Below are 4,851 nucleotides of genomic sequence, written 5' to 3'. Positions count from 1 at the left end.
CTCGGTGCTGTACAGACCGAGATGCTGGAGCAGGCATTTCCCGGCATTGAGGCACCCGTATCGCCCGAAGAAATGGGGGAATATATAGCGGATTTTTCCCTCAACGGATCTACTTTTTATAATGGCAAGATTTTACCGGTTGCGCTGGAAGATCCCGCATAATATTGGATTTATGCAGCAGCTATGTATAATACGGCTAACATTACAACAATTACCTTTGAAGACATGAAAAAATCTCTACAGCTACTGTTTATTATTTCATTACTCGCTTCCGTTTTCCCACAACAATCAAAAGCACAGTCTATCAAGCTGGTAGGTCAAAATACCCTGAACGGCGCTATTAACGGCGTGCTGCTTGGAGGGGCCACGATGGCGCTCCAGGATAACGATAAATTCGGACCTATACGCGTGGGACTGGGGACCGGAACGCTTTACGGTATTGGTGTAGGCATTCATGATATTTCCCTGATCGATAAAGGCCAGCAGTTTTATCTTTCCGGGACCTTCAACGACGCGACCAACTCTTCTGTCATTCCCCTGCTGGATACTATTTACGGGGCAGCGGGTGGGGCGCTGATAGCCTCTTCCGTTGCGCTGATCATCAAGGAACCTCTGGCGAATGCCCTTCAATACGGCTCCGGTATCGGGGCGTGGGCCGGCTTCGGGTTTGGACTTGTCGATGCCTTTTTCCTGGCAGAGGGACCTGATTTTAGCCAGGCCTCAACGCTCAGCCCTTCTCCTTCGAATGTGGATGGATTCATCACCTACGAAAACGCATCCAGGTCCGTCGAAATCGGAATGATCAGTCCTTCCATGTTCAAACAGACCACCATGTCCGCCAGCACTCTCTCAACTTCCTGGGCTCCTTCTGTGACGGTTATGAATTTGAGTGTGAACCTTTAATCCGCATTATTCGCGCATGGATGTGAAATAATCTTTACGTGTGTCCTGTTAGTAAGCTTATCCAGGTTGGTTTAGCTTACCTTTGATAGAAAGAGAAATGCCGAAAAATGTACTCACCGGCGGCGCTGAAGTTATGCCCCGCACAGTCAACATATATAGTTATACGTTTCCATTCCCGGTTCAGCTTCGTCTTGTCCACCACCGAATTTTTTGGTAAATGATCCCCGGCTAAGCTACTCCGCCTTCATAGTCATCGGGCGTCTCAAAGCTGCTCCCCTCTTCCGGATCCTTGGCTAACACTAAAAAGCGGATGAGCTCTTTAACGGTATTGACATGACCTGAAAGCGAGGGATGCAGTCCATCACTCAGGTAGTTCCAGGCCGCCGGCAGGTCACTTTCGTCCCCCGCTTCCCGTTCCCCTTCCTCTTCTTCTTCATGCATGCGCTCGCCAAGCGGATCGACAATATAGCCTTTTTTTCCGGAGAGAATTTCCCGAATACGGTTTAGATCTTCTTCAAAAAGGTCAAAATTAAAAAGCCTGATCTGCTGCAACATCTCAGAAATAACGGGGGGAGGGCTCATCCAGATAAGCGGATTATCAGTTATCTCCGATACCGCAGATTCGATGGTATTCAGGTTTTCCCAATAGTCGGCAAGCGAAACCAACGGCCGGTCGGGTGCCACATGCAACCGCTGGGCGTCAAAGGTGCCCAGGGCTACGATCACCCAGTCAGGCTGATGGTCCAACACGTCGCGATTCAACCGCTTTAGGGCGTCGGTTGAAGTATCATAAGAAACGCCGCTGTTGATGAAAGTAAAGTCCGGTTGATCCAATCCGATTTCCAGAACATGCTGAAAGATATAGAACCAGCTTTGCAGGTCATCGGTAATGGAGTCGCCCAAAGCCACGATGGTGTCTCCCTCCTCAAAGGGAAGATCTTCGATCCACTCAGCGACCTCCGGGTCTTCCAGCACCTCAACAGCAGCCTGCTTGGCATTAGCGGCAAACCGATCTCTCAGTTTCAACAGCTCATCTTTTTCAATACCCATAATTCCGGCTACGGCTTCCTCGTTTTCGATGCCCGGCAGCAGAGGATATCGTTTCTCCAGGTTTAAAAATTGCAGCAGATACTTTTCCAACACTTCCTGCTCTTCTTCACTTGCTTTATACTTTTCAGACATGAGTTTTTAGTCTATTAAAATGATTACAGATATCACAAAACTACTTTAGCTGTCTAATAATTCGTTCACCAGGGGAGGCGTCCCCTTTTCGGCGGTCTCCCGGATATGCTTCCACCCGGAATAATCGACCAATTCGGGCTTGGCGGGATCAATAATATATTTCGGGATTCCCCGCCTGGCCAGGTCTGTCAGTCCCGCCGCCGGATATACCACCAGAGAGGTACCGATGACCAGTAAGATATCAGCTTCGGGTACGATTGCAGATGCTTTTTGCATCTGTGGCACCGGTTCGCCAAACCAGACCACGTGGGGCCTCAGCTGGGCACCGTCTTCGGCTGTATCTCCCACCTCAACAGCCTTTCCCCCGATTTCATAGATTAACGACGGGTTCTCCTCGCTTCGAACTTTGGACAGCTCACCATGCAGGTGGATAACATCTGTCGACCCGGCCTGTTCATGAAGGGAATCCACATTTTGGGTGATGATAGAAACCTCATACTTCCACTCGAGATCTGCAAGCGCCTGATGTCCCCTGTGGGGATCGGCTTCATACGCCTGTTTACGGCGTTGGTTGTAAAAATCAAGCACCAGTTCCTTATCTTTTTCCCAGGCCTGGGGGGTTGCTACCTGACTTATGTCATGCCCCTCCCAGAGGCCCTCGGAATCGCGGAATGTTTTGAGTCCGCTGTCTGCGCTCATTCCGGCACCTGTCAGTACAACTATTTTCTCCATAAAACGTTAATGGGATTTGTATAGGAAGTCCTTGCAAAACGCATGTCGCCCTTTGCGAATCCCCGGGAGAAAACCTGGATAGTCAGAAGGTCAACAGTATCTAACTCAACAAATGCTGAAAACAGGGCCTGCCCCGGCTACCCTCATGGTTCAGCATATTACTGTAGGGGTTCGGGTGTGCAAAGAACTCTATAAATAAAAATTATGATGAATGCGCGTATTTGGGGGCAATGGATTCAAGCCAGGAACTGGATTCTTCATAATTTTCCACTACATCGGGCGTATTTTCATTGATAAAGGTCGTAACCATCCGCTCCACATCTCCCCGTAGTGTTTGGATCGTATTTTCAATCAGCTGCTGGTTAAATCCTTTATCGCTCAGCCGCAGCGTAAACTCCAGTGAGATCACTCTGCTGAGTATTCTGCCCAGTTCAACGAGTCGATCCTGTGCGAGCTTGTTGTCAATTTTAAAATCGAGCACCTCACTAAAATAATCCGAAGCACGTTCAGTAAGCTTAAAATCACTCAAAAACTGATATAAATTATCCAGCTTCATCCTTCTCATCCGCTTGAGCACGGCCTCCGAAATTTGTTGATACAGAATATCGTTGGATCCCTCAAAAATTTGAAAGGGTCGGCTGTCGATCAGTGCGCGTCCAGCTATATGATCAAGGCGATATCCTTTGGCTCCCGTCAGCTGTAGCAGCGACTGGGCTGCTTGCTGCATCACATCTGTCGTATATGTTTTGATCGTATTTGCGGCAATATCCATGCCCGAGGCATCCTTGTCTATCGGCACATTTTTGCTGGTATACGCACACATAGCCGAACAAACGGTAAAAGAAGACTGCAACCGGTTGAGCCGTTTTTTAACCTGATCGTAGTTAAACAGACTTTGTCCCCCCACCGAACGATTCTTGCAATGCGTGACTCCTTCAACCATCATACGCTTGAGGAATCCAATACCCATTCCCGGAAACTGAAGACGGCTTCTGTGGAGGGTGTCCAGCATCATTTTTATGCCTGTTGATTTTGGCTGTAGCCGATAGGCTTCGGGCACCGTAATATTGATTTTATTTCTGCCGTAGGGCAGCATATAAAGTCCCAGGTTCTTGTAATACTCCTCGACTTCTATGCCCCCCCGCCTGCTGTCATGGATAAAAAAGCCGATATCACGACCTAATTTACCGGTCTTACTTTTTCTCCGGGCGGTAATGAGCCAGTAATCAGCGGCCCCTGTCAACCCGGCCCAGTGCTTCGTTCCCTTGACGTTATAAACGATGTCGTCTCCATTTTGAACTTTGTCAAAAGAAGTTTCCATGCGAAGGGCATCCGATCCGAAATCGGGTTCGGTAATCATCAGTCCCCCCATATTTTGTTCATAGAGAAAACGATCAAATATGGGCTTCTTGATTTCTTCGGATCCATAGTTTGCAACGGGCTGTAAAAAGAGGGCACCGTTTATTCCCATCATCAGGGACAACGGAAGCGATTCATATGAGCTCGCTTCCAACATGGCCAGTGCCTCATGGGTAAGAGCGCCACGTCCCCCGTATTCTTTGGGGATAAACACGCTGAGCGGCTTGCATTCCATCACCTGTTGAAAGATATCCTCGGGCAGTCCCCTGCTTAAACTGAGCTCATTGATATCTTCTTCCTTATTAAACAGCTCATTCAGTTTTTCCTTATATCGACTAATAAACTTAGAAAATTCCATATATAATGCCCATAGTTGAAAATAGAAGCTTTCTCATAAAGCCTTTTTTGTTCTTTTAAAAGCCTAATTAAGCTTAGATCTTATATAATATACTGATTTTGAACTTATTGGTACAAACCTTTGTATGACTTCATGATTTGTGGAGTGTCATTTCCCCTTTATACAATAAAAAAGCCCTTCATGGGGGGAACCATGAAGGGCCGTGGTGGAAAAAAAGAGAGCAGGAGGGGACCTACGCTTCCGCCCAGGGGGCAGTACCATCGGCGCTGAGCAGGGTCACGGCCGTGTTCGGGATGGGAACGGGTGGGGCCTGCTCG

Annotated in this window: 5 protein-coding genes and 1 pseudogene; 3 read left to right on the top strand and 3 right to left on the bottom strand. The window is 48.1% G+C overall.

Annotation, left to right across the window (positions count from 1 at the left end; genetic code table 11):
• Both ACESLU_RS11835 and ACESLU_RS11830 read left to right on the top strand, forming a co-directional pair.
• Positions 1–162 (top strand): annotated as a pseudogene (locus ACESLU_RS11835) (short-chain dehydrogenase); the annotation flags it as partial.
• Between the two features lie 63 nt (positions 163–225).
• Complete coding sequence (locus ACESLU_RS11830) at positions 226–903, top strand: hypothetical protein (protein ID WP_372638854.1); 678 nt, start codon at positions 226–228, stop codon at positions 901–903.
• Between the two features lie 228 nt (positions 904–1,131).
• On the opposite strand, the gene ACESLU_RS11825 is transcribed toward ACESLU_RS11830, so the two are convergent.
• The 3 genes from ACESLU_RS11825 to ACESLU_RS11815 form a co-directional block, all read right to left on the bottom strand.
• Positions 1,132–2,085 carry an SGNH/GDSL hydrolase family protein gene (locus ACESLU_RS11825; RefSeq protein WP_372638853.1) on the bottom strand — a complete coding sequence of 318 codons (954 nt, stop codon included), beginning with the start codon at positions 2,083–2,085 and terminating at the stop codon, positions 1,132–1,134.
• Positions 2,086–2,130: 45 nt separating this feature from the next.
• Entirely contained in the window at positions 2,131–2,817 is a 687-nt protein-coding gene (locus ACESLU_RS11820) for an NAD-dependent deacetylase (RefSeq protein ID WP_372638852.1), read from the bottom strand.
• A gap of 202 nt (positions 2,818–3,019) precedes the next feature.
• Positions 3,020–4,534: an acyl-CoA dehydrogenase family protein gene (locus ACESLU_RS11815; protein ID WP_372638851.1), complete on the bottom strand. Its 1,515-nt coding sequence runs from the start codon at positions 4,532–4,534 to the stop codon at positions 3,020–3,022.
• Positions 4,535–4,671: 137 nt separating this feature from the next.
• On the opposite strand from ACESLU_RS11815, the gene ACESLU_RS11810 reads away from it, so the two are divergent.
• Positions 4,672–4,851: hypothetical protein (locus ACESLU_RS11810; protein ID WP_372638850.1), on the top strand; the 180-nt coding region annotated here is incomplete at its 3' end.

It is taken from the genome of Fodinibius sp. (assembly GCF_041642155.1).
Lineage (GTDB): Bacteria > Bacteroidota > Rhodothermia > Balneolales > Balneolaceae > Fodinibius.
This window is presented reverse-complemented; position numbering and strand designations above follow the sequence as displayed.